The sequence below is a fragment of the Nitratireductor sp. ATLC21 genome, assembly GCF_057196525.1.
Map to the genome: position 1 here is coordinate 946,936 of NZ_JBXUOU010000001.1, position 24,911 is coordinate 971,846.

The following is a 24,911-nucleotide window of genomic DNA, read 5'->3' on the forward strand; positions in this document are numbered from 1 at the left end:
AGCTTCGCGGTGAAGACCGGTTCCACGCCCTTGCTCACCAGTTGTGCAGCCAATCCCATCCCTCATGGTGAGCTTGTCGAACCACGCACAACTTCACCCTACTCCATCTTCCCCGGAAGTTTCGCCAGAGCCTCGATCAGCGCCTGTGGCTTGTAGCCGAGGCGTGAGGGTGTGAGGCCCATGCGCACAACCACCATGCGCAGCGAGGGGATGACCGTGATGGTCTGGCCATCATGGCCGAGCATCCAGAATGCATCAGAAGGCAGGTCGAAACCCTCGTCTTCCGGTACACCGCGCGGTGTGTTGGCGCGCGGGCCGTGCAGCCAGACATGACGGCCATATTCGCCGCCCGAAGCCTCGGTGGGGGTGCGCATCCACCGCACCCAGCCTTCGGGCAGAATGCGCTCGCCCTTCCACACGCCATCCTGAAGGAGAAGCTGGCCGAACTTCGCCCAGTCACGCGCAGATGCATAAAGGTTTGAGGACCCGACATAAGTGCCACGCGTATCGGTCTCGAAGACGGCGCTGTCCATGCCGAGCGGACCGAACAGGGCCTCATAGGGCCAGGCCAGCGCATCCTGGGGCGCGCTGAACGTGTCTTGCCACACACGCGACAGGAGAACACTCGTGCCGCTCGAATAGTTGAAAACCTCGCCGACCGGGCTTTCAAGCTTCTGGTCAGCCGCGAAGGCCGGCATGTCCGAGGCGAGATAGAGCATGCGCGTGACATCGCTCACATCGCCGTAATCCTCGTTGAAGTAGAGACCGCTCTCCATGGCGAGAAGATCGGCAACGGTGATCTGCGATCGTTCGTCATCCGCCCATTCGGGGAACAGATTTCTATCCTCGACGGACAGGCGACCGGCCTTGACGCGGGTGCCGATGAGGGCGGCGGTAACGGTTTTGGTCATGGACCAGCCGATCAGGGGCTGCGTGTAATGGGCGACATCCTCGCCAAAGCGCTCGCCAATGATGCGGCCATCCTGCACGACGACCACGGCGCGCATGCCGGGGCCGGTGAGCGCGGGATCATCAAGCAGTTTGGCCACCAGCTCATGCCCCTTTACGTCGATGCGCGGGCCATCCGGCCACAGATCCGTCCCCTGAGGCGAAGGCTCCTGCCTGTCGAAACGGGCGCCCAGTGCCGCGTCCACATCGCCATCGGGCACGGCGGCGCAGCCGGTCGCACCGCGATAGACGGCAAGCCCCCCGCCAAAAACACCGAAGAGGCCGGTGTGAACCGTGGCATCGGACGGCTCGACCCGCACGCGCATGAGCTTCAGGAGCGGGTGCCCCGGCGCCTGAACATCCTGCTCAAGCACGGTCTGCGGGTCGCGGCCCGCTACAAAGACATTCGAGCAGATAATTTTGGCCGCGTAATTGGAACCAACGCGGATAAGAGCGGGGGGAGCAAGATACAGCCACAAAGCCCCCCCGATGAGCACGATCAAAATGAGGCTGAGGAGCCACTTGAGAAGCCTGAACATCAGCCGCATTCGCACTTCCAGTTCCTGATTTCGTCTCGCTGCCGGGCCTGCCGTGGTGACTGGGCTGTCATCTTCGCCTATTCCTGTGAGCGACGCTCAATTTCGCTGATTCGCATCCGGGGGAGCCTCTGCACATCATGCGTCGTTTGATCATCGCCAGTCTATCCGTCTTGCTCGTTGGCTGCTCCACGGTCGACTATGATTTTTCCGATATTGCTCCCAAGGTGCAAACACCCGCTTCAACCAGCCATGGCCTGCGGTTTGGCGACACCGACCCGCATGAATGGAAAGGTCGGGCGCCCTGGCACTATGCGATCCATGGCACTGATGTGGCCAAATATCAGGCTAAAATCGATTGGAATAAGGTCGCGCGCAACAACATCTCTTTCGCTTTTATCAAAGCGACAGAAGGCGGCGACCGGGTGGATGACTTTTTCGCGCGCAACTGGCGCGAGGCCAAGGCGGCGGGTGTGCCCCGCGGCGCCTATCACTTCTTCTACTTCTGCCGGCCGGCCATCGAACAAGCACGCTGGTTTATCCGCAACGTGCCGCGGGATGCCTCGGCACTCCCACCCGTGCTCGACATGGAGTGGAACCCTTTCTCGCCAACCTGCACGACCCGCCCGCCAGCGGAGAAAGTGCGCGCAGAGATGCGGATTTTCCTCGATACGGTGGAACGGCATTACGGCAAGCGCCCCATTATCTACACATCGATCGATTTCTTTGACGACAACGGCCTCAGCAGTTTCAAAGGCTATCCCTTCTGGTTACGCTCGGTGGCCGGACACCCGGACGACAAATATGCAAACCATCCGTGGGTCTTCTGGCAATACACCGGTACCGGTGTCATCCCCGGCATAGAGGGTAAAGCCGACATCAACGTGTTTAACGGCAATGCGACAGCCTGGAAAAACTGGCTGAAGGCCAACGCCAGATGACAACACGAAGCGCCCACGGCGTGCGTTTCCAAGGAGAGTAGACATGCGCAGTAAAACCATTTTGCTCGGAGCGCTCTTTGCCTTCGGCCTCACCGGCAGCGCCCTGGCGCAACAGTGCGGTGGTGATTTCAACGCCTGGCGAGAAGGTGTGCGTCAGGACGCTGCCGCAGACGGAGTTAGCGAGCGCGGGCTCTCCGCGCTGAACGGCGCGCGCATCGACCAGAAAGTTCTGGAGCGCGATCGGGCACAGGGTGTCTTCAACCAGACGTTTGCGGAATTCGCCAACCGCATGATCAACGATTATCGCCTGAAAAACGGCGCGGCCAATCTGCAGAAATATGCAGACATCTTTGCACGGGCAGAGAACGAGTTCGGCGTACCGGGGCCGGTGATCGCCTCCTTCTGGGCGCTGGAGACGGATTTCGGCGCCGTGCAGGGTGACTTCTCGACCCTCAACGCGCTCGCCACGCTGGCGCATGACTGCCGCCGTCCGGAAATCTTCCGCCCGCAGCTCATCGCGCTTCTGCACCTGATCGATCAGGGCTGGGTGCCCGCTGACGTAACCGGCGCTTGGGCGGGCGAAATCGGCCAGATGCAAATGTTGCCGTCCGACTATTACACCAAGGGTGTTGACGGCGATGGCGACGGCAAAGTTGACCTTAAGGGCAGCTCTCCCGACGCGATTCTGACCGCAGCAAAAAACCTTCAGTCGCTGGGCTGGAAACCCGGTCAGCCGTGGATGGAAGAAGTGCGCGTGCCCGACCAGATGGCTTGGGAGAAAACCGGCCGCGTCAACAAACTGCCCCGTTCGGAATGGGCGGCAATGGGCGTGACGCGCCGCGACGGAAGCCCCCTACCAGCCGACGGAATGCCGACAGGACTGGTGCTTCCGATGGGGCACAAGGGTCCAGCCTTCCTCGTCTATGACAATTACGATATTTATCTAGAGTGGAACCAGTCGCTCATCTACACCCTGACGGCGGCACATCTGGCCGCGCGTCTTGCCGGTGCGCCCCGTTTCGACGTGGGATCGCCTGAACAGGGCCTGGCGCCGGAGACGATGAAACAGCTGCAGACCAAGCTTGCCGCACGCGGCCACGATGTGGGTAAGATCGACGGCATTCTGGGGGCCGGAACACGCGAAGCCGTGCGCCAGGAGCAACTGCGCCTTGGCCTGCCCGCCGACGGGTGGCCGACACCGACACTGTTTTCCAACCTCTAGACCTTTTGCTTCGACGTCCCGGTGGCCTCTCGTTGATCGGGTTGCCGGGTCGTGGCTTCCATCGTAACAGCCTCGGGGGGCGACTCCTCCCGTTCCCTCCTGGCCGCCTTGGCGGCCTTTTCCAACGCACGGCGCGCGCGCCATTTGCGCAGGGTCATCCGGCCGGCGCGATAGCGGGCGCGCACCCACCAAAGTCCCTCACCGACATTCTCGATCTCATCGGCATAAGCTTCCGACAAGGCTTCACGATAGGAAGAGAAACCCTGAGCCGCGACGTCTTCGATGCGACGCATCACGGACATCCAGGCAGGCGAGAAGAGAAGGGAGATTGCTGTCACAGCAATCGCGAGACGATAACTGTCCTGCGCCAGAGCGCCGGCCGATAGCCCGGCCGCCGCCAGCACGAATGAAAACTCGCCGATCTGCGCCATGGAAAGGCCACCGATCAGCGCCGTGTTGCGATCATGACCGGTGGCGCGCAACAGAAAAACATTGAGCAGCGTCTTGGCGGCGATGACGAGAAACGCTGCCCCCAGCACCATCCAGAGATTGTTCCAGATATAGCCCAGATCGAACAGCAGGCCGATGGACAGGAAGAAGATCACCACGAGCACGCTCTGAATCGGCTCGATGACAGGAATGATACGCGCGCGAAGGTTTGAGTTGCCGACCAGAATACCCGCGACGAATGCGCCGTAGGCCGGCGAAAGGCCGAGGAAACCCGATAGCGCCGCGACACCGAAACAGACACCCAGCGCGCCAAGAGCGAGAATTTCCACATTGTCGCCGATCGCATCGGCGAAGGGTACGCGCAGCTTGCCCCGCCGGCCGAGCCACCACAAAAGCCACCCCAGAAAGCCGACCGCCAGCGCCACTTTCGCGGCGATGGCAACGAGGCTGGTATCCGCGCCACCCAGCGCGGAGACGATGATGAGCATCGGCACAACGGCAATGTCCTGGGCGATGAGAACCGCTATGGCGATGCGCCCTGCATCACGGCGCAGTTCGTCCATGTCGTCGAGCATTTTCATGGCGACGACCGTGCTGGAAATACCGATGATGAAGCCGAAGATGATGCCCTCGGCGAGCCCCGTTCCGCTCATCCATGCAATGGACAGACCGATGGCCAGCGCCACGGACAATTGCCCGACGGCCACGAGTACGGCGGGCCTGAGGCTCATGATGAAAGCTCTGAGGGACAACTCCATGCCGATGAAGAAAAGCAGCATGAGGACGCCCATCTCGGCAAGCGCTATCACGTTTTCGGAATTGCCTATGAGGCCGAAGCCGGTCGGCCCCATGACCACGCCGGCCAGAATGAACCCCACAAGCGGCGGTTGCTTCAACCGCATAAGGCCAAGCCCGAGCGCAATGGCTACGAGAAGGACGAAGGCGACCTCCGTCAAAGGAAAGGCATGTGCTTCCGCTTCCAAAAACTGTTCCCCTTGTCCTTTTGCGCCCGGTCAGTCCGCCATGGTTTCGAGGCTGGCAAAGCCTTCCGGCGCTGCGCCCGCATCGAAAGGTGTTTTTACCTCGACGAACGTATCGGGATAAAACCCGTTGAAACGGGTTCTTAGCGACAGGGAATAGGCACCAATATGGCCGATTTCGATCCAATCGCCGGTATCCACCGTTTCCGGCAACCAGAATGGACGCGAAAGAATGTCAACGGAATCACAGGTGGCCCCGCAAACCTTGAACGGAACCAGCTTTTCAGGATCACCGTTGCGATTGCGGATCGCGGGATCGGGAATGAAGCGGGCCGGCAGTGTGATCTTGCCGGTCCAGGAATCCGAAAGCGAAGCCCAGATGCCATCATTGATGTAAAGCCGGCGGCCCTTGCGCAGCAGTACGCGCACAATCAGCGAAAAGGCACGCGCGACGATGACACGGCCAGGTTCGGCCACGAGCGGCATATCGTCAAAACCCCACTCCACGATGTCGGCCCGCAGCCGCGCCATGATTTCATCAAGGCTTGGCATTTCGGGCTTCCTGCGGTTGGGATCGTGGCCATATTCCGCCGGGAAGCCGCCGCCGACATCGAGGGCCGCAAGCTCGACACCGGCCCTGCCCCGCACCCAGTCGGCTGATGCGAGCGCGCGCTCGTAAGTGTCCGGATCCTGGATTTGAGACCCGACATGGAAACACAGGCCGAGCTTATAGCCATGACGATCCAGACGGCGTAAGAGCTCGACTGCCTGCGCCGGGCCGGCTCCGAATTTCTTCGACAGTTCATAAGCTGCATGGCCTTTGGTCTGAATGCGTACGAAAACAGTGAGGGAGCCGGGGTCGATGTCGAGGGCACGGACGACCCGGATCAGTTTCGTCACCTCGTCCTCATGGTCGACCACGATGACGCGAATGCCATACTCTTCAAGGGCAAGGCGAATATCCGACTGCGCCTTGACCGGATGCATGTAGAGCATTTCGGCGTTGGGCGCGACGGAGCGAACGGCGGCAAATTCCGCCGGAGACGCCACATCAAAGGCATCAACACCCGCCTCAGCCAGCGTTTTCAGAACGAGTTTCTCGCCATTGGTTTTCACTGCATAGGCAGTCTTGCCCGGAAACTGCCCCATGAAATTGCGGGCATCGGCTTTGAGCACTTCAGGCCGAAAGCAGTAGACCGGATCATCCGGACGTAGCTTGAGGGCAGCGTCTCGGGCGGTCTCAAAAATCTGCATTGGCAGCTCCTGGTTCGAATGAACGCAAAGGGCGGGAGGAAAGCGTAGTGGATTTGCGTTGCATGTAAACGTTCCACCGCAGCGATTGCGGTTGAAAACCGCGTCGGTTTGGGTTTCAGGCAGGTTTCGGGTGGCAGCTCCCCTCCCCGCAACTTAACGCAGGAAGCGGACGAATGATCCAAACCGAAGGAGGGACAATGACTTCCCAAGCGCCCGCTCAGACGACCGGTTATCAAATGTCGACGCAAGACTGGGCTCTTCTCATCCTGCTGGGCACGGTCTGGGGCGGATCCTACTTCTTCGCGCGCATTGCTGTCAGTGAGATGCAGCCTTTGGTGCTTGTCATGTTTCGCGTCTCGATCGGGGCCCTCGTGCTCCATCTCTTCCTGACCGTCCGCGGACCATCCTTCCACACGGCTCTGCCTCTCGCCGGCGGCTTTGTCGTGTTGGCGCTCCTCAACAACGTCATTCCCTTTTCGCTGATCTTCACGGGACAGACACAATTGGGAGCCGGGCTTGCATCTGTGTTGAATGCCACGACACCTTTCTGGACCGCTCTTCTTGCCAATGTCCTTACTGCGGACGAAAGGCTCACTCCGGCGAAGCTGATCGGCATCGCATTCGGCGTTGCAGGCACTGCCGTAATGATCGGCCCGGGCGTCCTCTCCGGGCTTGGCGGTCCGCTATGGGCAAAACTCGCGCTGATCGGCGGCGCGATCTCCTATGGCCTCGCCTTCATCTATGGACGGCGTTTTCGCGGCGTGCCCCCAACCATCGTCGCCACAGGCCAGCTGACCGCCTCGAGTATCATCATGATCCCTCTGGTGTTCGCACTATACGGACCGGATAACCTGACCGGGTTCTCCTGCGAAATCTGGTCCGCGGTCCTGGGGCTGGCCGTGCTTTCTACCGCATTCGCGTATCTGATCTATTTCCGGATCCTGGCAACCGCCGGCGCGACCAATGCATCCCTGGTCACTTTCCTAAATCCCGTGAGCGCCATATTGCTTGGAAGCCTGTTCCTGGGTGAACGGCTGGCTCCCTCTGAAATCGCCGGCATCGTGCTAATCGCCGTCGGATTGATCATCATCGACGGAAGGTTCCAGGCTCGCATCCGTTAACACAAAGTGAATCAGACCAATTGCTCAATGATTTCAAACGAGCACGAGCAGTAAGGGTTGGTTTTTTCACAAACCTGCCGCGGCGCAGCATAAAATCCGCTTGTCGGACAGCGCTCCATCCGTAGAATCCGGCTTGCAAATAAGCAGAGGAGGCTTTGGCATGGGACTGACACGGCCTGTGAATGCACTGATGATTTGCGCGGCATTCGTGTTTATCGGCGCCCTTGTGATGGGTGTGTTGCCGTAAATCCATGATCGGAGCAGCCACCTGGAAGGCAGCGCATCCGAGTTTGTTGATATGATACGAAAAGGGCCGGTTCATCCGGCCCTTTATTTCAAGCAGCGGCAGGCTGCTCCACTTTCGAGGCGGAACGCGGACGAATCCCGATCATGTGGCAGACCGCATAAACAAGATCGGCCCGGTTCATTGTGTAGAAATGGAAGTCGCCAATGCCGCGCTCCATGAGATCGAGCACCTGTTCGGCAGCGACCGCAGAGGCCACAAGAGCATGTATCTGCGGCTCGTCTTCGAGCCCGGCGAAGCGTTCTGCAAGCCAGCCGGGAATGCTGGCGCCGCAGCGCCCGGCAAAATTCGCCACCTGCGTGAAATTGTGTATCGGCAGGACACCCGGCACGATGGGAATGTATATGCCCGCACGGCGCGCACGCTCGACATAACGCTCATAAAGATCGTTGTCGAAGAAGAACTGCGTAATGGCGCGCGTCGCACCATTGTCGACCTTGCGCTTGAGCATATCGATATCAGTGGCGAAATCGGGGCTTTCGGGATGTTTTTCCGGATAGGCCGAGACCGAAATGTCCAGATCGCCCTGACGCTTCATCGCACCCACCAGCTCAGCGCCATTGGCATAGCCGTCGGGATGCGGGCGGTATGCTGCTCCGACACCGGCGCTCGGATCGCCGCGCAGGGCCACAAAGCGCTTCACACCCATATCAACAAACTCGCCCACCACCTGATCGACGTCTTCGCGCGATGCATCCACACAGGTCATGTGCGCGGCTGGCGTAAGTTGCGTTTCCTCAAGGATGCGCTTGACCGTGCGTGCCGTGCGTTCACGTGTGGAACCGCCGGCACCATAGGTGACCGAGACGAACGAGGGGGAAAGCGGCTCAAGCCGTTTCACCGTCTCCCACAGACGCGCCTCCATGGCATCCGTCTTCGGAGGGAAGAACTCGAACGATACACGGAGCTTTCCGGATACATCGGGCTGGCGGGAAAAACGCTGTTGCGGCATCAAGCCGTCTCCTTTTGAGCAAATGACGGCACTCTGCCATCGGCAATCTGCATGCGCCGGTCGCGGGCAAGCCAGAGCTTGACCGTGAGACCTTTTCCAGCCTCACCCTGCGGCGCAAATTCAAGTGTTTCAGCAAGGTCCAGTTCGGCCTCGTCAAGCCATTCGGCGATCTGGCCATCGGCCAGCCCCAGACGCATATGCGCATGTTCCTCACGCAGGAACTCATGCTCATGTGGCGCGAAATCCACGATCACCAGCCGCCCACCCGGTCTTAACAGCCGGGCAGCTTCACGGATGGCAATGCCTGGCCGGTCGATATAGTGCAAGACTTGGTGGATGGTCACCAGGTCATGGGCGTCACGCTCGAGCTGCGGGGCGGAAATATCGCCAAGCCGAACCTGTGCATGGCCAATGCCCGCGCGGTCGAGGTTGGAGCGGGCGACCGCAAGCATCTCACGCGAAAGGTCGATCCCGACGGCGCGCTGATAGAGTGGGGCAAAAAGCTCCAGCATGCGCCCCGTGCCGGTGCCGAGATCCACCATGGACTGGAACGGCCGCGCACCGATGAGCTTCAGCAGCTCTTCCTCGACCGCCTTGTCGGGCACGTGCAAAGAGCGAATCTGATCCCAGCTCGCCGCATTCTGCGCAAAATATTCTGCCGCACGCTCTTCGCGGCGATGTTTGATGGCAGCAAGCCGCTCCAGATCACGCTCAATGACGGCATCGGCACGATCCAGCCTGCAAATGACACCGTCGACAAACTCGCGCGCTGCCTCGGCATCGGACAGGCGGAAATAGGCCCAGGAGCCTTCCTGATAGCGAAGGATGAGCTGGGCCTCCAGCAGAAGCTTGAGGTGGCGGGAAACGCGCGGCTGCGACTGACCAAGAATTTCGGTCAGGTCGGTCACGGTCAGATCCCCCTGCGACAAGAGCGCAAGGATACGCAGGCGGCTGGTTTCTGCCGCCGCTTTCAACGTGTCGACCATCTGGTCGAGTTGAATTGCCGGACGCATGAGCATGCGCTTCTCCCAATAGATATAAAGATATGTTTATATCGTTTCGACTTGCTTGGCAAGGCAGCACAGTTCAGTGTGCAAAGAGAGCCAATTGCCCAGAACCCAAGCAGAACAAGGTTTTTATGACAATGAAGCGGGCTTCTACCGGGCGACGCAAATCGGTCGACAAGGCGCTGACATTGCTGATTCCCTGGGCACCGATGGCCGACGCCGAGGCTATCCGCGACAAGGCCAATGACCGCAAGCTGCGCACATTGCCGCCGGCCATCGCAGTCTGGCTCGCCACCATCACCCATATCCGCCACGAGCATACCGACTATGACGCAATGCTGGACGATGGCTATGACCGGGACGCGGCACGCCACTTCATTGTCGATGACATCAATACGGTGTTGACGCGCTGGCGCGCCACACGTCTGCTCGATCCGGAAGAAGAGGACGGGCTGGAAGCCAGGCAGAGCTGAAGCGTAGCGAGCGCCTACATCATCCTGAGCAGCGCACCGCCGATGGAATAACCAGCACCGAAAGCGCACAGCAGCCCATGTTCGCCGGGTTGCATGTCCCGATGGTTTTCTTCCAGTGCGACAATGGCACCGGCAGCAGCCGTGTTGCCCAGCCGGTCGAGCACGGTGGGGGCGCGATCCTGTCCCACCTCGCCGCCGAAAGCGAGCTTCAGGATCATGGCATTCATACGTGCATTGGCCTGATGCAACCAGAAACGGCGCATGGTCTGGGGCGTGTGACCATGCTCGGCCAGAAAATCGACGATGAATTTGTGGCCGGCAACGGTCACATCCTTGAAGACCTTGTTGCCGTTCTGCTTGATGAGATTGCCTTCCATGGCGAGATAGGACGGATCATCCTGCGCAAGGCGGCTCATGAAGCCGAAATTCGTGCGGATATTGTTGGAGAACTGGGTCCAGCTGCGCGTGTCGACAATCTCGAAGTGGCCGGGACGTTCTTCGCGCGCGCCCAGCGCCTCGATCAGAACCGCCACGGAGGCATCTCCGAAAATGAAATGGGTCTGCCGGTCGCGGAAATTCAGATGCGCGGTGATGAGCTCAGGCGTGACCACGAGCACACGGCGATGCGCGCCGGAGCGCACGAGATTGGTTGCCACATGCAAACCGGCGAGCGCCGAGGAGCAACCAAGCCCCATGTCGAAACCCGCACCGCTGGTGCCGAGCGCCTTTTGAATTTCGATGGCGATGGCCGGATAGGGCCGCTGGTGATGGGCGGAGGCGCAGATGACGAGATCGACATCCCGCGCCTGGACACCGGCCTGATCAAGCGCCTTGCGGGCGGCCGCCGCACCGAACTCGGCCATGACCGAAAGCTCATCGTCGGCCCGGGCCGGAATGATGGGAGCCATGCGGTTCGGATCCAGAATGCCGTCGCGCTCATAGACGTGGCGGCGCTTGATGCCGGAGGCATGCTCGATGAAATCCGCATCGGACTTGGCCAAGGGTGACAGCCCCCTCGCCTCTCTCCTCGGGTTTTCCATGTCGACCCAGGCATTGAAGCTGTCGACCAGCTCTTCATTTGAGATGGATGCCTCGGGGATCTCGACACCAATCCCGCCAACGCAGACCCGCGTCATGGCGTTGGAGTGGTGTGGTGCGAAATCTGAAGCCTCTGGCTCGCCGGTGCGCAACATGGTCCGTGCCTGTGTTTGCCTTCTGGGGCGGATTTACGCTGAAACGCCATAGTGTCAAGGAAACACGACTGCGGACGTTCACGATCCGATACTGATTTAAACACTCAAACAGAGTGTAAATGTCAAAAAGATGAAGGGGCCGAAGCCCCTCCCGCCATATTTTATCGACAAGGACCGGTCTGTCTACCGCGTCAGTCGCTTGTAGGTCACCCGCTTCGGATTGACACTGTCGGGACCGAGGCGGCGGATCTTGTCCTGCTCGTAGTCCTCGAAATTGCCCTCGAACCATTCCACATGGCTGTCGCCTTCGAAGGCGAGGATGTGGGTGGCCAGGCGGTCGAGGAACATGCGGTCATGCGAGATGATAACTGCGCAACCGGCGAAGTTTTCAAGTGCGTCTTCGAGTGCGGCCAGCGTCTCGGTGTCGAGATCGTTGGTCGGTTCGTCGAGCAGCAGGACGTTGCCGCCTTCCTTGAGCAGCTTGGCCATGTGAACACGGTTGCGCTGACCGCCGGATAGCGTGCCGACCTTCTGTTGCTGATCGCCGCCCTTGAAATTGAAGGACGAGCAATAGGCACGGCTGTTCACCTCGTGGGTGCCCAGCTTGATGATGTCGTTGCCGCCGGAGATCTCTTCCCAGACCGTCTTGTTGGGGTCGAGCGCATCGCGGCTCTGGTCGACATAGCCGAGCTTGACGGTGTCACCAATGCGGATCTCGCCGGCATCCGGCTTTTCCTGGCCGGTGATCATCCGGAAGAGCGTCGTCTTACCGGCGCCGTTGGCACCGATGACGCCGACAATGCCGCCGGGCGGCAGCTTGAACTCGAGATTGTCGATCAGAAGGCGGTCGCCATAGCCCTTGGTAAGCCCTTCTGCCTCGATCACCACATTGCCAAGCCGCTCGCCGGCGGGAATGATGATCTGCGCGTCGCCGGGCCGCCGGTCGGCCGCCGACTGGACCAGCTCGTCATAGGCGCGGATACGGGCCTTCGACTTGGCCTGACGGGCCTTGGGGCTGGCCGCCATCCACTCGCGCTCGCGCGCCAGCGCCTTTTCGCGGGCGGCTTCCTCGCGCCCCTCCTGCTGCATGCGCTTGGCTTTGGCTTCCAGATAGGCGGTGTAGTTGCCTTCATAGGGAATGCCGCGACCGCGGTCGAGCTCGAGAATCCAGCCCGTGACATTGTCGAGGAAGTAGCGGTCGTGGGTGATGATGAGCACGGCGCCTGGATATTCGCGCAGGTGCTTTTCAAGCCATGCGGTGGTCTCGGCGTCGAGATGGTTGGTCGGTTCGTCGAGGAGAAGCAGGTCGGGCTGGCGCAGCAAGAGCTGACACAGCGCAACGCGGCGCTTTTCACCGCCGGAAAGATGATCGATGGAAGCATCGCCCGGCGGGCAACGCAGTGCCTCCATGGCCATTTCCACCTGGCTTTCCAGATCCCAGAGGTTCTGGCTGTCGATCTGGTCCTGAAGCTGGGACGCCTCCTCCGCCGTCTCGTCGGAATAGTTCATCATCAGCTCGTTGTAGCGGTCGAGGATCGCCTTCTTGGCGGCGACGCCCTCCATCACATTGCCCATCACGTCGAGGGCCGGATCGAGCTGCGGCTCCTGCGGCAGATATCCGCAGGTCGCGCCTTCGGCGAGCCACGCCTCGCCGGTGAACTCCTTGTCGAGGCCGGCCATGATCCTCAGAACGGTCGATTTACCCGCGCCGTTGGGGCCGAGAATGCCGATTTTCGCATCCGGGTAGAAGGACAGGTGTACGTTCTCCAGAACCTTCTTGGAGCCATAGGCCTTGCTGAGGCCGGACATGTGGTAGATGAATTGGCGTGCCATGTGGCTCGTCGCGCTCCGTCTCACTCGAATTGGGGGAACCTGTTGCGCAGCGTATGTAGGCCAAACGGAGCGGCGGGGCAATCCGCCGTGAGGAGGGAAGATGGGCTTCGATGCTGAAACCCGCCTGGCATCGCCGACCGGGTCCGATCTGCATGTTTTGACACGCCGGGCGCGCGAAACCGTGCGCGCTGCAGTACAGATCAACCATGGGGTGGCAGAGCATGCGGCCCGCTATGCCCGTTTCGCAGATTTTCTGTCCGAAAGCGGTTTCCATGTGTACGCGCATGACCATCGCGGCCACGGGAAAACCAGGGCTCCCGGCGCGCCACTCGGCCATATCGGGCCGAAGGCGACCGCCGGAACGCTGCTCAAGGATGTGGAGACGGTTCACAGATACATTGCCAAGGAGCATGCCGGACTTCCGATCATCATTTTCGGCCACTCCATGGGGGGTATGATCGCGCTCAACTATGCGCTGCGCAATGGCCACCGCCTCGCTGGCGCGGCGATCTGGAATGCGCCGCTCGCCACAAGGGCGGAGGCGCTGGCCGGCAAGGCCGTGCTCGCGTGGGAGCGTTTTCGCCTGGGCTCGGACGTTCCCTCGCGGCTTTTGCCGAAACTCACCTTCGCCAGCTGGGCGCGTGCCTTTCCCGACCGGCGCACCGATGCGGACTGGCTGTCTCGGGATGAGAGCGAAGTGGACAAATATATCGCAGACCCACTCTCCGGATGGGAAGCATCCATCGGCATCTGGACAGCACTCTTCGATCTCAGTCTGAAGGCAGCCGACAATGCGGCACTGGAGGCCGCCCGCAAGACATTGCCCTTCATGCTCGTCGGTGGAAGCGAAGACCCCTCCACCAAAGGCGGGAAGATCGTCCGCAAGCTCGAAAGCCGACTGCGAGAAAACGGCTTTTTGAATCTTGAAACAACGATCTACGACGGTTTCCGACATGAATCTCTCAACGAGATCGGCCGCGAGAGGGCGATGGAGGACTTTGTTCGCTGGGCCGGAAAACTCATCAATTAATGCCAAAATAATGCTGTCTGCGCATCTGGAAGCACGCCCTGCGGTTTGCTACCTCAAAACGGCATGAGTTTTGGAGGGCTGCGGGCGATCATGAACAACCCACCCCTGAAGGGCGTTCGCGTCATCGAACTGGCGCGTATTCTGGCCGGGCCATGGGCAGGTCAGGTTCTGGCCGATCTGGGCGCTGACGTCATCAAGGTCGAAAACCCCATTGGCGGAGACGATACCCGCAAATGGGGACCGCCCTTCGTGGAAGGTGCGGATGGCGAGAATCTCTCGGCTGCCTATTACCATTCGTGCAACCGGGGCAAGCGCTCCATCGCGCTCGACTTCTCGCAGCCGGAAGAGGCGGAGAAGCTGAAAAAGCTGATCGCCACCGCCAATGTTCTGATCGAGAACTTCAAGCTGGGTGGTCTCAAAAAATACGGGCTCGACTATGAAAGCCTGAAGGCCATCAACCCGCGCCTCGTCTATTGCTCCATCACCGGCTTTGGCCAGACCGGCCCTTATGCGCCACGTGCGGGCTACGACTTCATCATTCAGGGCATGTCGGGCCTGATGTCCATCACCGGCGCACCGGGCGGCGAGCCGCAGAAGGTGGGCGTGGCGGTGAGCGACATCTTCACCGGGCTCTATTCGGTGATCGCCATTCAGGCGGCACTGCGCCACGCGGAGGCGACCGGCCAGGGTCAACACATTGACATGGCGCTGCTCGACAGTCAGGTCGCCGTGCTTGCCAACCAGAACATGAACTACCTTATCTCCGGCAACAGCCCGGTGCAGATGGGCAATGCGCATATGAACATCGCGCCCTATGAGGTGCTGCCGGTGAAGGATGGGCACATCATCCTCGCCGTGGGCAATGACGGCCAGTTCCAGCGCTTCTGCAAGATCGTCGGGCTTGACGATCTGCCGGAAGACGAGCGCTTTGCAACCAACCCGGCGCGCGTGGCCAACCGCACAGCGCTGCGCGAACGCATCGTGGCCACGCTGGCGGGCTGGGAAAAGGGAGCGCTTTTGGGCGAGTGCGACGCAAACGCGGTGCCGGCAAGCCCGATCAACACGATCGAGGAGATGTTCGACGATCCGCAGGTGAAGGCACGCGGCATGCAGCTTTCTCTCGATGACGGGCACGGCACGGCGCTACCCTCGGTGCGCTCCCCCATCAACCTTTCACAGACACCGCTCGCCGTTGAGCGGCCAAGCCCAAGGCTTGGCGAACACACGGCAGAGATCCTGCGCGAAATCGGAGAAGACAGCGAATGAAGACCGGCGGCCAGCTTATCGTCGACAGCCTTGAAGCCAATGGCGTCGACCGCATTTTCAGCGTGCCGGGCGAAAGCTACCTGGCGGTGCTCGACGCGCTTCACGATTCAAAGATCCGCAACATCGTCTGCCGCCAGGAAGGCGGCGCGGCGATGATGGCCGACTGCCACGGACGGCTGACCGGCCAGCCCGGCATTTGCTTCGTCACGCGCGGGCCCGGCGCAACAAACGCCTCGCCCGGCGTTCACATCGCCATGCAGGATTCCATACCGATGATCCTGTTCATTGGACAGGTGGCAAGCCACGCGCGTGAACGCGAAGCGTTTCAGGAAGTGGATTACCGCGCCTTTTTCGGCCCCGTCGCCAAATGGGCGACCGAAATCGACGATGCGGCGCGGATTCCCGAAATCTTGACCCGCGCCTTTTCAGTCGCGACGTCCGGCCGGCCCGGCCCGGTGGTGATTTCGCTTCCCGAGGACATGCTGACCAGCGTGGTGGATGCGCCGGCGGCCTTGCCCTACACACCAGTGGAGACGCGACCGGGCAACGCCGAGATGGAAGAGCTTGCCGCTCTCCTGAAAGATGCCAAGCGCCCCTTCGTCATTCTCGGCGGTTCGCGCTGGAACGAGAAAGCCGTGGCCGATTTTCAGAAGGCGGCGGAAGCGTGGTCCCTGCCCGTCGGCTGCTCGTTCCGCCGGCAGATGCTGTTCGATCACCTGCACCCCTCCTATGCCGGCGATGTGGGCATAGGCCCCAATCCAAAGCTCGCAGCCGCGATCAAGGAGGCCGATCTGGTGCTGCTGGTTGGTGGCCGGTTCAGCGAGATGCCCTCCTCCGACTACACGCTCATGAAGAGCCCCTATCCCGACCAGAAGCTGGTGCATGTGCACGCCGACGCCAATGAGCTTGGCCGTGTCTACCGCCCAACGCTTGCCATCAATGCATCGTCGGCAGCCTTCGCCGAAGCGTTTGCCGGGCTCGCGCCCGGTGATGCGCCGTGGGCGGCGGAGACCGAGCGCCTGCATCAGGCCTATCTCGACTGGTCGACCCCGCCAAAGACCGGCCCCGGCACGGTGCAGATGGGTCCGATCATGGAGTATCTGGAAAGCGTTCTGCCGGAGGATGCGATCTTCACCAATGGCGCCGGCAATTACGCCACCTGGGTGCATCGCTTTCACCGCTTCCGCCGTTTCGCCACGCAAGGCGCGCCGACTTCTGGCTCGATGGGCTATGGCACGCCGGCAGCCGTGGCCGCCAAGGCGCTTTTCCCCAAGCGGCCCGTTCTGGCCTTTGCCGGCGATGGCTGCTTCATGATGAACGGCCAGGAATTCGCCACCGCCGTGCAGGAGAACCTGCCGATCATCGTGGTGGTGGTGAACAACGGCATTTTCGGCACGATCCGCATGCATCAGGAGCGCGAATATCCCGGCCGTGTTTCCGGCACCTCGATCAACAACCCCGATTTCGCAGCGCTTGCCCGTGCCTATGGCGGGCATGGCGAGACAGTGGAGAAGACGGAAGAATTTGCGGGTGCCTTCGAACGCGCGCAGGCGAGTGGTAAACCGGCGCTGATCGAGATCAAGCTCGACCCGGAAGCCATCACGCCGGCAAAGACGCTGACGGATATTCGTGAGAAGCGCTGAGCATCGTTGGCCAACAGCCATGGCAGCGCGTGCCTTCTCCCCCGCCCTTCGACAGGCTCAGGATGAGGGAGAAGGCAGATTGACCGTGCTATCTTTGATCAGGCGGGATTACGTTTGAAAGCCCACTGATAGGTTGGGTTCCGACTTGCTACCAACACAGCCCTCATCCGGAGCCTCTTGAGCTTGCCGAAAGGCGAAGGGCGGGGGCGGCATGGAGGGTGCAGCGTGAAATCAATAAGAGCAGGCGCTTGCCCCTCATCCCCCTGCCGGGACCTTCTCCCCGCTTGCGGGGAGAAGGAGCGCGTCATTGGCTGTTGAGCAGAAATGAAGCGCGCTGGTCAGGCGGAATTTTGCGCTATTCGGGAAGCGAGCCGGGAGCTTGAACCACCTATTCGAGGCGATCGCAACGACACCACACGCACCAACACAGCCCTCATCCTGAGCCTCTTGAGCTTGCCGAAAGGCGAAGGGCGGGGGCGGCATGGCGCGTGCAGCGCAAAATCAATAGGAGCAGGTGCTCGCCCCTCATCCCCCTGCCGGGACCTTCTCCCCGCCAGCGGGGAGAAGGAGCGCGTCATTAACTGTTGAGCAGAAATGAAGCGCGCTGGTCAGGCGGCGTCGAAATCGAGAACCAGTTTTTTCGCCGTGGGGCGGGTCTGGCAGGCGAGCGTGAAGCCGGCTTCCACTTCCCAGGGTTCCAGCGAAAAGTTCACGGCCATTTCCGACTGTCCCTCCACAACGCGGCAGCGGCAGGTGCAGCACATGCCGCCGGCGCAGGAATAAGGCAGTTCGATGCCGGCCTTGTGGGCGGCGTCGAGCACGGTGCCATCGGTATCCTGCATGGAAAAGCTGCGGCGCACGCCGTCAACCACGACCTCAATGGCAACGCCATCCTGAACAGCCTCACGCGCGGCCTTCGACGCCTTGCGCGGGGCCGGCGCCTCCCCGGAGGGCGTGAAGCGCTCGAAGCGGATGCGGTCGCGCTCGACACCCATGCTCTGAAGCGCACCGGAAACCGCATCGATCATCTCGCCGGGGCCGCAAAGGAACACCCCATCCATGGCGGCGGGCTCGATGAGACCACCAGCGGCCAGCTCGCCAACACGCTCTGCATCGATACGACCGTTCAGAAGCTCCACATCCTGCGTTTCGCGCGACAGGAGATGGATCAGCGTGAAGCGGTTCATATAGCGGTCCTTGAGGTCGTTCAGTTCCTCAAGGAACATGATCGTCTCGGTGGAGCGGTTGCCATAGACCAGCGTGATCGTGCTGTCGGGCTCATGGGCCAGAACCGTGCGGGCGATGGAAAGCATCGGCGTGATGCCGGAACCGGCGGCAAACAGAAGGTAATCGTGGCGCTCGCCCTTGAGCGCGGTAAAACGCCCCTGCGGCGGCATCACGCGGATCGTGTCGCCGACCGAAAGCACATCGTTGACGAAGGTGGAGAAGCGGCCATCGGCAACTTTCTTCACGCCGACGCGCAGATAGGGATCGCCGGGCGCGGAACAGATGGAATAGGAGCGGCGGGCTTCCTTGCCGTCAATGTCGGTGGCGAGCGTCAGATACTGGCCGGGTGTGAAGGCAAAGGCCTCGGCCTGATCGGCCGGGATCTCAAAGGCGATCGCCACGGCTTCGGGTGTCTGGCGCTCGATGGAGGCCACTTTCAGATCGTGAAAACGCGGGGCCATGGTCACCTCGGTCTGGGTTCTGTCAGATACATTTGAAATAGTCGAAAGGCTCGTGGCAGCTCTGGCAGCGGTAAAGCGCCTTGCAGGCCGTGGAGCCGAACTCGGAAATGCGCGCGGTCTCGAGCGAGCCGCAGCGTGGGCATGCCACCTCCGTCTCGCCGAACAGGGCGCGAATGGAATTGGAGGCTTTTGCCGGAGGTGCGATGCCGTAAGCGCGCAGCTTTTCCCGCCCCTCCGCCGTGATCCAGTCCGTGGTCCAGGCAGGAGAGATGACGCGCTCCACCCGCGGCTCGAAACCCGCCTCACGCAGCGCCGTTTCCACCGCTAGTTCAATGGCGAGCACCGCCGGGCAACCCGTATAGGTGGGCGTGAGGCGGGCGACGGCAACGTTCCCCTCCACCTCGACACCGCGCAGGATGCCGAGATCGGCAATGGTGACGGCGGGGATTTCCGGATCAACCACGGCGGCGGCGGCGCGATAGGCGCTCTCTTCCTTCTCCCTGCGCGCGGGGAGAAGGTGGCCCGAAGGGTCGGATGAGGGGCTTTGCACAGCATCCGAGAGGCAGGCTCGCCCCTCATCCCCCTGCCGGGACCCGCCGGGGCCGAGCCGCTGGTCTCGGCCCGTCCTTTGGACCCCCGCAGGCGGGGAGAAGGAGGCTGTCACGACCTTATCCGACCTCGCGCTCACCAGGTCATCCCCGGATAGGTGCGCTGCATGTATTGCAGCTCGGCGAGCAGGAAGCCCAGCGCTTCGCCGTGACGGCCCTGACGGCCGCCAGTCTGGCCATAGGGCGTTTCCACCCATTCAAGGCCAGCCTCGGCAAAGACCGGGCCAACAATGGCGTCGAAGGCAGGCCGCAGGGTGGACGGGTCGGGCGCGATGCCGGCCTCGGCCATGGCACGGGTGACGTCGTCGCTCTCGAACAGTTCGTCCACATAGGGCGCGAGCGCCTCGACAGCGGCCTTCATGCGGCGGGTGCTTTCCTCGGTGCCGTCGCCAAGGCGCACCACCCATTCGCCGGCATGGCGGATGTGATAGGCGACTTCCTTCTGGGCCTTGGCGGCGATGCCGGCGAGATGCTCGTCGGTCGACGTCATCATGGCCTGCCAGAGCGGCTGCATGAAGGCTGCGAAATAGAACTGGCGCAGCATGGTGTGTGCGAAATCGCCGTTCTGGCGCTCGGCCATCAGGCAGTTCACATATTCACGTTCACGGCGCATATAGGCCAGCTGATCCTCGTCGCGGTCCTTGCCCTCGACCTCGCCGGCATATTGGTAGAGCGACCGCGCCTGACCAATGAGATCGAGCGCCATGTTTGGCATGGCGAGATCTTCTTCCAGCATGGGCGCGTGACCGCACCACTCTGAAAGCCGGTGGCCGAGAACCAGATGGTCGTCGGCAAGGCGCAGCAGGAACGCCGTCAGCGTTTCACGAGAGATGGAAGACGCGGCAGCCATTACATATGTCCCACATCTTCGGGAATGTCATAGAAGGTCGGGTGACGGTAGACCTTCGACATTGCCGGCTCGAAATTCTCGTCCTTGTTTTCCGGGTCCGACGCGGTGATCGCAGACGACGGCACGACCCAGATGGAGGTGCCCTCGCCCCGGCGCGTGTAGACATCGCGCGCGGCCTGCAACGCCATCACCTCGTCGACGGCGTGAACCGAACCGCAATGCTTGTGTGCCAGCCCGTTGCGCGGGCGGATGAAAACTTCCCAAAGGGGGATCAGGTTCTTCGTCATGTCACTCACTCCGCCGCCATTTTCGCCGCCTCGCGGCGGGCTTTGCGTTTTTCCGCATGGACAAGGGCCGCCTCGCGCACCCATGCGCCATCCTCCCAGGCTTTCCGCCGCGCCGCGATGCGCTCGCGGTTCATGGGGCCATGCCCCTTCACCACACGCCAGAACTCGTCCCAGTCGATGGCACCGAAATCGTACCCGCCCTTCTCCTCGTTCCATTTCAGATCGGGATCGGGAAAGGTCAGGCCGATGAACTCGCCCTGCGGCACCGTCGCATCGACGAATTTCTGTCTGAGCTCGTCATTGGTGAAACGCTTGATCTTCCACTTCATGGACTGGTCGCTGTGCTGGCTGTCGCTGTCGGAAGGACCGAACATCATGAGCGAGGGCCACCACCAGCGGTTCAGCGCATCTTGCGCCATCTCCTTCTGCTCGGGCGTGCCGCGCGCAAGCGTCATCATGATCTCGTAGCCCTGACGCTGATGGAAGCTTTCTTCCTTGCACACCCGGATCATGGCGCGCGCATAGGGACCATAGGAACAGCGGCAGAGCGGAATCTGGTTCATGATGGCCGCCCCATCCACCAGCCAGCCGATCGCGCCGATGTCGGCCCAGGTCTGCGTCGGGTAGTTGAAGATGGAGGAATACTTCGCTTTGCCACTGAGAAGCTCTTCGGTCATCTCCTCGCGCGAAACGCCCAGCGTCTCGGCGGCGGAATAGAGATAAAGCCCGTGGCCGCCCTCATCCTGCACCTTGGCAAGGAGTGCCGCCTTGCGGCGCAGCGAGGGAGCGCGCGTGATCCAGTTGCCTTCCGGCAACATGCCGACAATCTCGGAATGCGCGTGCTGGCCGATCTGGCGAACGAGCGTCTTGCGGTAGCCCTCCGGCATCGGGTCGTTGGGCTCGATCTTCTCTTCGGCATCGATGCGCGCCTGAAAGGCGGCAAGAAAGGCCTCGTCTTCCTTGGTATCGGTCTTCGCGCCGATAAGCCCTTGGCTATACATCGCTCGTCCTCCATGCTCACGCGCGGCTCAGGGCGGGGCAAAGCCCACGCATGACATGTAACAAAAAATACAATTCATGACAATATTTCGTAACGCTTTTTGGAGATTCGAGTGACATGACCGATCCGTTCGACACCGAAAAGGCACTTGGCGCGGCAAAGGAGACGCTCCAAACTGTCTTCGCACCGTGGATCCAAGCGCTGGCAATCGAAGCGCTATCGGCGGATGAGACGGGGGTCGATTTCCGTCTTCCGGAAAATGCCGATCTGGTGCATGTGGGCGGGGTGATCTGCGGGCAGGCGACGGCTTCCGCCGCCGACACCTGCGCCGTGGCAGCGCTTTCCGCCGCCAATGGCCACTTTCGAACCTGCACCACGGTGGACATGACCACGCATTTCATCCGGCCTTTGAAGCCGGGTCCGCTCGCAATCCGCGTCGAGATCCTGTCGAATGGTCGGCGCATGGCCTATGTGCGGGTGGAGATGCGGGGCGAAAGCGACCCTCGCCTGGCCTTCACCGCGACCGGAGCCTATGCCTATCTCGAATAAAATGAAGCCCTTCATTTGGCCGGAAGCGCACGTGAACCGATGGGTCATTCAGCCTTCCGCAACGGAAACACAAAAAACCACAACCGGCTTCCGCGCATGATAAATATGGCTTAGCATGCATAGAGGGAGGCAACCCACCACCGACAGCAGACAATTTCTCCTGTGGCTGGCCAGCGGCGGCAGGTCCACCCTGATAACAATGGGTCAGTTCTGAATGTCGATCATCAAACGCAACAACATCAATGTCAGCGGCGAAGGCCAGAAGCCGATGATCTTCGCTCATGGTTTCGGGTGCGATCAGAACATGTGGCGTTTCGTTGCACCGGAATTCGAGCGCGACCACAAGGTGATCCTGTTCGACCATGTCGGTGCGGGCCGCTCTGATCTTGGTGCCTATGATCAGAAGAAATACGCCACGCTGGAAGGTTACGCGGATGACGTGGTGGAGATCTGCGAAGCGTTAAATGTCGAGAACGGTATTTTTGTCGGACACTCGGTGAGCGCCATGATCGGCGCACTGGCATCGATCAAGTCGCCCAAGCATTTCGAGAAGCTGGTGCTGGTCTGCCCCTCCCCCTGCTATCTCAATGACGGAGACTATCAGGGCGGGTTTTCGCGCCAGCAACTGGAAGAACTCCTGGAGTTTCTCGACGAAAATCACATGGGCTGGTCGGCGCAGATGGCGCCCTTGATCATGGGCAATGCGGATCGCCCCGAGCTTTCAGAAGAGCTTGAGAACAGCTTCTGCCGGACTGATCCGGATATTGCCCGCGCATTCGCACGTGCAACCTTCCTGTCCGATAACCGGGCCGATCTGGCCTCGGTTCGCCCCGCGTGTCTCGTGCTGCAATGCAAGGAAGATGTCATCGCGGGTCAACAGGTCGGAAAATACGTGAAAGAGCACATACCCGATGCGCATCTGGCCCTTATTGATGCCTACGGACACTGCCCAAATCTGAGCGCACCCGATGAGGTGATCAAGGCCATGAGGAATTTCGTGTGAACGTGGTCTACAAGAACGCGGTGGATGATGCGGAGGAGCTTTATGAAAACGCTCCCTGCGCCTATGTCTCGTTGCACCCCAGCGGCTATATCCTGCGCGCCAATCAAACGCTCGTGGACTGGCTCGGCTATTCGAAAGAGGAACTCGCAGGCAAGGCGTTTCATGACATTCTGAGCGCCCCGGGGCGCATCTTCTATGAAACCCACTTTGCCCCCCTGCTGCGCATGCAGGGTTTTTTCGACGAGGTGGCGCTCGATCTCTCCGACGCTTCGGGCACCACAATGCCAGTGCTTGCAAACGCCCGCGAAGTGCGCGACGCCGATGGCGCGCCCCTCTCCGTGCGCATCGCGCTGTTTCGGGCGCGTCAACGCCGGCAATATGAGCGGGAACTTCTGGAAGCGCGCCGCGCAGCCGAAAAGGCCCGTGAAGAACTCGCCACACTCAACGCATCGCTGGAGGAACGCGTCGAGAATGCGGTTCAAAAGCGGATCAAGCTGGAACAGGGACTCTGGTACGAAAAGCAGACGGCGAAACTGCGCGAGCAGTTTGTCGCCGTGCTCGGCCACGATCTGCGCAACCCTTTGGCCTCCATCCGCAGCGGCGCGGAGATTCTGGCGCGAGACCCCGATCCGGAGAAACGCGAGAAAGTCGTCACCCTCATGCGCTCCAGCATTGCGCGGATGAGCAGTCTCATCGACGACATGCTTGACCTGGCGGCGAGCCGCCTTGGCAAAGGCATGGCGGTGGAGATGAAGAGGGTCGAACTCGGGCCCGTCATCCAGCAGGTGGTGGACGAGGTCGTTGCCGGTCGCGATGAGGCGAGGATTGAAACACAGATCGATCTTCCGGATCCGATCGAGTGTGACGAGGGGCGCATCGGCCAGCTCGTTTCCAATCTCGTGGGCAATGCCATCGATCATGGCTCCGAGGGTGAAGCCGTCCGCGTTGTTTCCGCATGCCGCAACGGCGTTCTCTCAATCCGCGTCACCAATGCCGGCGGGCCGATTCCTCCGGACGTGCGCGTCAGGCTCTTCCAGCCCTTTTCCCGCGCCGAAGTGCGCGCGCATCAGAAAGGGCTGGGCCTTGGGCTGTTCATCGCTTCCGAAATCGCCCGCGCCCACAAAGGCAAGCTGGAGGTTGAAAGCGACGAGAAGGAAACGACGTTTCTGTTTTCAATGCCTCAAACAGCGCCGCAAACAGTTCCTTGAATAGCCCCTCAGGCGACCAAACCGAGCTGACAGGAGAACGCGCGCTGCGCCTTACTCCTCTTTCACCCATCGCGCCTGAGTGCCGTAAAGCGGCACGGTGGAGATCGCCATCTTGGCCGAACCATCCTGCACCTGACGGGCGTGGGAGAGATAAATCAGCGTGTCGTTCTTCTCGTCGTAAATGCGCTTGACGACGACCGACTTCCAGATCAGCGACTGGCGCTGTTTGAACACCTCCTCGCCATCCTCGCCAAGATCGATGTCACCAATGACAATGGGCCCCGTCTGTCGGCAAGAAATGGAGGAGTTGGAGGGGTCCTCAAACCAGTTTCCCTTCTGCAGCCGGTCGATCATACCGCGATCGAAATAGGTGACGTGGCAAGTGACACCCTCCACTTCGGGATCGCTCACGGCCTCTATCACGATGTCGTTTCCGAGCCAGTCCACGCCCACCTCACCCACCTGCTCGCCAGAGGCCGGGCTCGCGGCAAGGGCGGTCATCAGAAACGAAGCGGCAATGAAGGAAGGGCGCATGGACTGATCCTTTCGTTACGACGATGCGTTC

23 protein-coding genes are annotated in these 24,911 nt (G+C 61.0%); 10 read left to right on the forward strand and 13 right to left on the reverse strand.

Translation table 11 applies throughout. From position 1 onward, the window contains the following. Positions 1–98: 98 nt before the first annotated feature. Positions 99–1,496, reverse strand: a complete 1,398-nt coding sequence (locus AC2CHD_RS04625) for a serine hydrolase domain-containing protein (RefSeq protein ID WP_484552737.1) — start codon at positions 1,494–1,496, stop codon at positions 99–101. A 128-nt stretch (positions 1,497–1,624) separates the two neighbouring features. Between AC2CHD_RS04625 and AC2CHD_RS04630 the strand changes: the two genes are divergently transcribed. Beyond that, positions 1,625–2,425: a glycoside hydrolase family 25 protein gene (locus tag AC2CHD_RS04630; RefSeq protein ID WP_484552738.1), complete on the forward strand. Its 801-nt coding sequence runs from the start codon at positions 1,625–1,627 to the stop codon at positions 2,423–2,425. Between the two features lie 43 nt (positions 2,426–2,468). Then, entirely contained in the window at positions 2,469–3,647 is a 1,179-nt protein-coding gene (locus AC2CHD_RS04635) for a lytic murein transglycosylase (protein WP_484552739.1), read from the forward strand. On the opposite strand, the gene AC2CHD_RS04640 is transcribed toward AC2CHD_RS04635, so the two are convergent. Together AC2CHD_RS04640 and AC2CHD_RS04645 are read right to left on the reverse strand one after the other, a co-directional pair. Then, positions 3,644–5,053, reverse strand: a complete 1,410-nt coding sequence (locus AC2CHD_RS04640; protein ID WP_484552740.1) for a cation:proton antiporter — start codon at positions 5,051–5,053, stop codon at positions 3,644–3,646. The two genes, AC2CHD_RS04635 and AC2CHD_RS04640, sit on opposite strands and share 4 nt — an antisense overlap. A gap of 57 nt (positions 5,054–5,110) precedes the next feature. Then, complete coding sequence (locus AC2CHD_RS04645; RefSeq protein WP_229448861.1) at positions 5,111–6,331, reverse strand: alanine racemase; 1,221 nt, start codon at positions 6,329–6,331, stop codon at positions 5,111–5,113. 197 nt (positions 6,332–6,528) lie between these two features. Between AC2CHD_RS04645 and AC2CHD_RS04650 the strand changes: the two genes are divergently transcribed. Then, the gene (locus AC2CHD_RS04650) at positions 6,529–7,452 is read left to right on the forward strand and encodes a DMT family transporter (RefSeq protein ID WP_484552741.1); all 924 of its coding nucleotides are present in this window, start codon (positions 6,529–6,531) and stop codon (positions 7,450–7,452) included. A 335-nt stretch (positions 7,453–7,787) separates the two neighbouring features. Here AC2CHD_RS04650 and metF read toward each other — a convergent pair whose 3' ends face one another. Both metF and AC2CHD_RS04660 read right to left on the reverse strand, forming a co-directional pair. Further along, positions 7,788–8,708, reverse strand: a complete 921-nt coding sequence (gene metF, locus AC2CHD_RS04655; protein ID WP_484552742.1) for a methylenetetrahydrofolate reductase [NAD(P)H] — start codon at positions 8,706–8,708, stop codon at positions 7,788–7,790. Beyond that, the gene (locus AC2CHD_RS04660) at positions 8,708–9,727 is read right to left on the reverse strand and encodes an ArsR/SmtB family transcription factor (protein WP_484552743.1); all 1,020 of its coding nucleotides are present in this window, start codon (positions 9,725–9,727) and stop codon (positions 8,708–8,710) included. Before AC2CHD_RS04660 ends, metF begins: the two co-directional genes overlap by 1 nt. A 125-nt stretch (positions 9,728–9,852) precedes the next feature. On the opposite strand from AC2CHD_RS04660, the gene AC2CHD_RS04665 reads away from it, so the two are divergent. Next, a complete protein-coding gene (locus AC2CHD_RS04665; protein ID WP_223022402.1) occupies positions 9,853–10,188 on the forward strand; it encodes a DUF2293 domain-containing protein in 336 nt (111 codons plus the stop codon). A gap of 14 nt (positions 10,189–10,202) precedes the next feature. Here the strand turns inward: AC2CHD_RS04665 and AC2CHD_RS04670 are convergent, their stop codons facing one another. Both AC2CHD_RS04670 and ettA read right to left on the reverse strand, forming a co-directional pair. Continuing rightward, a complete protein-coding gene (locus AC2CHD_RS04670) occupies positions 10,203–11,324 on the reverse strand; it encodes a beta-ketoacyl-ACP synthase III (protein ID WP_484553218.1) in 1,122 nt (373 codons plus the stop codon). A 240-nt stretch (positions 11,325–11,564) separates the two neighbouring features. After that, positions 11,565–13,214: an energy-dependent translational throttle protein EttA gene (ettA, locus tag AC2CHD_RS04675; protein ID WP_007008370.1), complete on the reverse strand. Its 1,650-nt coding sequence runs from the start codon at positions 13,212–13,214 to the stop codon at positions 11,565–11,567. Between the two features lie 100 nt (positions 13,215–13,314). Here ettA and AC2CHD_RS04680 point away from each other — a divergent pair, with 100 nt between their 5' ends. From AC2CHD_RS04680 to AC2CHD_RS04690, 3 genes are all read left to right on the forward strand, one after another. Continuing rightward, positions 13,315–14,244, forward strand: coding sequence for an alpha/beta fold hydrolase (locus tag AC2CHD_RS04680; RefSeq protein ID WP_484552744.1), 930 nt, complete (start codon positions 13,315–13,317; stop codon positions 14,242–14,244). Between the two features lie 90 nt (positions 14,245–14,334). Continuing rightward, positions 14,335–15,510, forward strand: a complete 1,176-nt coding sequence (locus tag AC2CHD_RS04685) for a CaiB/BaiF CoA transferase family protein (protein WP_484552745.1) — start codon at positions 14,335–14,337, stop codon at positions 15,508–15,510. Further along, positions 15,507–17,153: a thiamine pyrophosphate-binding protein gene (locus AC2CHD_RS04690; protein ID WP_484552746.1), complete on the forward strand. Its 1,647-nt coding sequence runs from the start codon at positions 15,507–15,509 to the stop codon at positions 17,151–17,153. The genes AC2CHD_RS04685 and AC2CHD_RS04690 overlap by 4 nt, the downstream gene beginning before the upstream one ends. A gap of 608 nt (positions 17,154–17,761) precedes the next feature. Here AC2CHD_RS04690 and paaE read toward each other — a convergent pair. The 5 genes from paaE to paaA form a co-directional block, all read right to left on the reverse strand. Beyond that, positions 17,762–18,841 carry a 1,2-phenylacetyl-CoA epoxidase subunit PaaE gene (gene paaE / locus AC2CHD_RS04695; protein WP_484552747.1) on the reverse strand — a complete coding sequence of 360 codons (1,080 nt, stop codon included), beginning with the start codon at positions 18,839–18,841 and terminating at the stop codon, positions 17,762–17,764. Between the two features lie 22 nt (positions 18,842–18,863). Continuing rightward, the gene (paaD, locus tag AC2CHD_RS04700) at positions 18,864–19,391 is read right to left on the reverse strand and encodes a 1,2-phenylacetyl-CoA epoxidase subunit PaaD (RefSeq protein ID WP_484553219.1); all 528 of its coding nucleotides are present in this window, start codon (positions 19,389–19,391) and stop codon (positions 18,864–18,866) included. A 134-nt stretch (positions 19,392–19,525) separates the two neighbouring features. Further along, positions 19,526–20,299: a 1,2-phenylacetyl-CoA epoxidase subunit PaaC gene (gene paaC, locus AC2CHD_RS04705; protein ID WP_484552748.1), complete on the reverse strand. Its 774-nt coding sequence runs from the start codon at positions 20,297–20,299 to the stop codon at positions 19,526–19,528. After that, on the reverse strand, positions 20,299–20,586 hold the full coding sequence (paaB, locus tag AC2CHD_RS04710; RefSeq protein ID WP_484552749.1) for a 1,2-phenylacetyl-CoA epoxidase subunit PaaB: 288 nt from the start codon (positions 20,584–20,586) through the stop codon (positions 20,299–20,301). The genes paaC and paaB overlap by 1 nt, the downstream gene beginning before the upstream one ends. 5 nt (positions 20,587–20,591) lie before the next feature. After that, a complete protein-coding gene (gene paaA / locus AC2CHD_RS04715; RefSeq protein WP_484552750.1) occupies positions 20,592–21,587 on the reverse strand; it encodes a 1,2-phenylacetyl-CoA epoxidase subunit PaaA in 996 nt (331 codons plus the stop codon). Between the two features lie 116 nt (positions 21,588–21,703). Here paaA and AC2CHD_RS04720 point away from each other — a divergent pair, with 116 nt between their 5' ends. From AC2CHD_RS04720 to AC2CHD_RS04730, 3 genes are all read left to right on the forward strand, one after another. Next, positions 21,704–22,135, forward strand: a complete 432-nt coding sequence (locus AC2CHD_RS04720) for a PaaI family thioesterase (protein WP_484552751.1) — start codon at positions 21,704–21,706, stop codon at positions 22,133–22,135. Positions 22,136–22,349: 214 nt separating this feature from the next. Then, the gene (locus AC2CHD_RS04725; protein ID WP_484552752.1) at positions 22,350–23,138 is read left to right on the forward strand and encodes an alpha/beta fold hydrolase; all 789 of its coding nucleotides are present in this window, start codon (positions 22,350–22,352) and stop codon (positions 23,136–23,138) included. Then, entirely contained in the window at positions 23,135–24,346 is a 1,212-nt protein-coding gene (locus AC2CHD_RS04730) for a PAS domain-containing sensor histidine kinase (protein ID WP_484552753.1), read from the forward strand. The genes AC2CHD_RS04725 and AC2CHD_RS04730 overlap by 4 nt, the downstream gene beginning before the upstream one ends. A 51-nt stretch (positions 24,347–24,397) precedes the next feature. Here AC2CHD_RS04730 and AC2CHD_RS04735 read toward each other — a convergent pair whose 3' ends face one another. Next, the gene (locus AC2CHD_RS04735) at positions 24,398–24,880 is read right to left on the reverse strand and encodes a CreA family protein (RefSeq protein WP_484552754.1); all 483 of its coding nucleotides are present in this window, start codon (positions 24,878–24,880) and stop codon (positions 24,398–24,400) included. Between the last annotated feature and the right edge of the window lie 31 nt (positions 24,881–24,911).